The following is a 2406-nucleotide window of genomic DNA, read 5'->3' as shown; positions in this document are numbered from 1 at the left end:
TGCTGATATAGCTCAGTTGGTAGAGCGCACCCTTGGTAAGGGTGAGGTCCCCAGTTCGACTCTGGGTATTAGCACCATCTTTCGATTAAGCCCTGTCCTTTGGACAGGGCTTTTTTCGTTTCTGGCGTGGCTAATATTGCGTCGTGTCGGTTGCGCTTAAAATGAAAAAGCCAACGGCGTTTCGGCCATTGGCTAATGCGATTTGAGGCTCGTGCCGAACGGCTCAGTGCCAGTTTTATCTTAACGGCAGCTGAGCACTTAAGATGCCGTTGTTTCGGCGTGGTTGTGGTGCAGGGTTTCGAGCAGTCGGTCTTCTAAGGCAAACCGCTCTTCCATGGCTTGTCCTAGCTTGGATAGGGCTTGATCCAGCTGCAGCATCCGCTCGTCATTTACGCCGTTGGTGTAATGATCATTAAAATCTAAAGCGATGTCGGTACTGTTGTTGATCTGTGGCAGCAGCTCTTCGGCCAGCTGACGGCTTTGCTGGCCGTGCTGTTCGCAGGCGCTGGCCACCTGATCGTATACTTCGAAATGGCCGGCGGAGACGTAATCCATCAGCAACCCACAAAACTGCTTAATGTGCTGCTCTTCGGGCAAGGCCGCGGCGTCATTGTTATAGGGGGGCAAGCCAGCAAGCTGACAGTAGTTGATCAGCAATTCTCGGCGACTATTGAGCCATTGATCGACCAGCTTACTTGAGCCGCCCCAAGCCGTAACCGCTTTTTCTAGTTTGGTCAGCATTCCACTGCCCCCTTATTCACGCTCTGTGAGTAGATAGTTCAATTTAAGTCGGAGTTACCGCTTCGATCAATGGTTTTGTTACTTGCTTGTGAACTTTTGTTGCGCCAACACAAGGCTGCCATCCATTGGTGATGGGGGCATGACCGTAAGGTGAATATGCCGCGACATTGATTTGTAAGGTGTTGTTTAAGTTCTTCGTTTTGTTTCTGTTCCGACATAACCGTGGGCGTGCTTACCTTCACGTTTTTTGTGAAAGAGCTGGCGTGTGCGCGTCATAATGTTAATTGTTTTGCGATCTGATGGCAGGCTGTTAACAAGAGTTCACTCTGTCGTGGCCAATTTGTGCAGTGGTTCACGCCCTGTTCGTATCAATTCAAAGTGGCAGTGCTACAATGTCGCCACTTTTATTGAATATGTTGCTGTTTTCGGGAATTACAGATGTCAGAACTGAAGAATGATCGCTACCTACGCGCCCTATTGCGTCAGCCAGTAGATGTGACCCCAGTATGGATGATGCGCCAAGCTGGTCGTTACCTTCCAGAATACCGCGCTACTCGCGCTGAAGCCGGCGACTTCATGAGCCTATGTAAGAACGCGGAGCTGGCCTGTGAAGTGACTCTGCAGCCACTGCGTCGTTACGATCTTGATGCGGCCATCCTGTTCTCTGACATCCTGACCATCCCTGATGCCATGGGATTGGGTTTGTACTTCGAAACCGGTGAAGGCCCACGCTTCAAGAAGCTGGCTGACAACAAAGCCGCGATTGAAGCACTGCCAATCCCAGATCCAGAGCAAGAACTGGGTTACGTGATGGATGCAGTACGCACCATCCGCCGTGAACTGAAAGGCGACGTGCCGCTGATCGGTTTCTCCGGTTCTCCTTGGACCCTAGCAACCTACATGGTTGAGGGCGGCAGCTCGAAAGACTACGCCAAAACCAAGAAGATGGCTTTTGCTGAGCCACAGATGCTGCACATGCTGCTGGATAAGTTGGCAGACTCGGTCATTCTGTACCTGAACGCTCAGATCAAAGCAGGTGCGCAAGCGGTGCAGATCTTTGATTCTTGGGGCGGCGTACTGTCGGGCCCTGCTTACGAAGAGTTCTCGCTGCGCTACATGCACAAGATCGTTGATGGCCTGATCCGCGACTACGACGGCCGTAAGGTGCCGGTGGTGCTGTTCACCAAAGGCGGCGGCCAGTGGCTAGAAGCCATCGCTGCTACCGGTTGTGATGCGGTTGGTCTGGACTGGACCACCAACATGCACCAAGCTCGCGAGCGCATTGGCCACAAGGTTGCACTGCAGGGCAACATGGATCCATCGATGCTGTACGCACCTATCCCACGCATCGAAGAGGAAGTAGAGCGTATTCTGGGCGAGTTTGGCCACGGCGAAGGCCACGTATTCAACTTGGGCCACGGCATCCACCAGTTTGCCGATCCAGAGCACGCGGGCGCCTTCATCAAGGCCGTTCACGCGCAATCCGCTAAGTACCACAAATAAATTTGGTGCTGACGCTAAAAAGGTTGCCTTGGGCAGCCTTTTTTGATCCTGCATGCTGTCCGCTTCACCTTCTGAGCCCACGCATCGAAGAGGAAGTAGCGCGTATTCTGGGCGAGTTTGGCCACGGCGAAGGCCACGTATTCAACTTGGGCCACGGCATCC

Annotated in this window: 2 protein-coding genes and 1 tRNA gene; 2 read left to right on the top strand and 1 reads right to left on the bottom strand. The window is 53.0% G+C overall.

Annotated features, from left to right (window positions below; genetic code table 11):
* Nucleotide 1: 1 nt before the first annotated feature.
* Nucleotides 2-77, top strand: a tRNA-Thr gene (locus tag Q0796_RS17995).
* Nucleotides 78-258: 181 nt separating this feature from the next.
* On the opposite strand, the gene rsd is transcribed toward Q0796_RS17995, so the two are convergent.
* Nucleotides 259-741 (bottom strand): sigma D regulator, encoded by a 483-nt coding sequence (gene rsd / locus Q0796_RS17990; protein ID WP_298445855.1) that lies wholly within the window; start codon nucleotides 739-741, stop codon nucleotides 259-261.
* Nucleotides 742-1179: 438 nt separating this feature from the next.
* On the opposite strand from rsd, the gene hemE reads away from it, so the two are divergent.
* A complete protein-coding gene (hemE, locus tag Q0796_RS17985; protein WP_298445853.1) occupies nucleotides 1180-2244 on the top strand; it encodes a uroporphyrinogen decarboxylase in 1065 nt (354 codons plus the stop codon).
* Nucleotides 2245-2406 lie beyond the last annotated feature (162 nt).

The organism is uncultured Ferrimonas sp., assembly GCF_947489035.1.
Classification (GTDB): Bacteria; Pseudomonadota; Gammaproteobacteria; order Enterobacterales; family Shewanellaceae; genus Ferrimonas.
The sequence above is the reverse complement of the archived record's forward strand: the minus strand, read 5'-3'. Positions and strand labels throughout refer to the sequence as shown.

Bases quoted from the DNA above. Each gene is read 5' to 3' on its own strand.
- hemE (WP_298445853.1), top strand. From the start codon at position 1,180: ATGTCAGAACTGAAGAATGATCGCTACCTACGCGCCCTATTGCGTCAG.
- rsd (WP_298445855.1), bottom strand. From the start codon at position 741: ATGCTGACCAAACTAGAAAAAGCGGTTACGGCTTGGGGCGGCTCAAGT.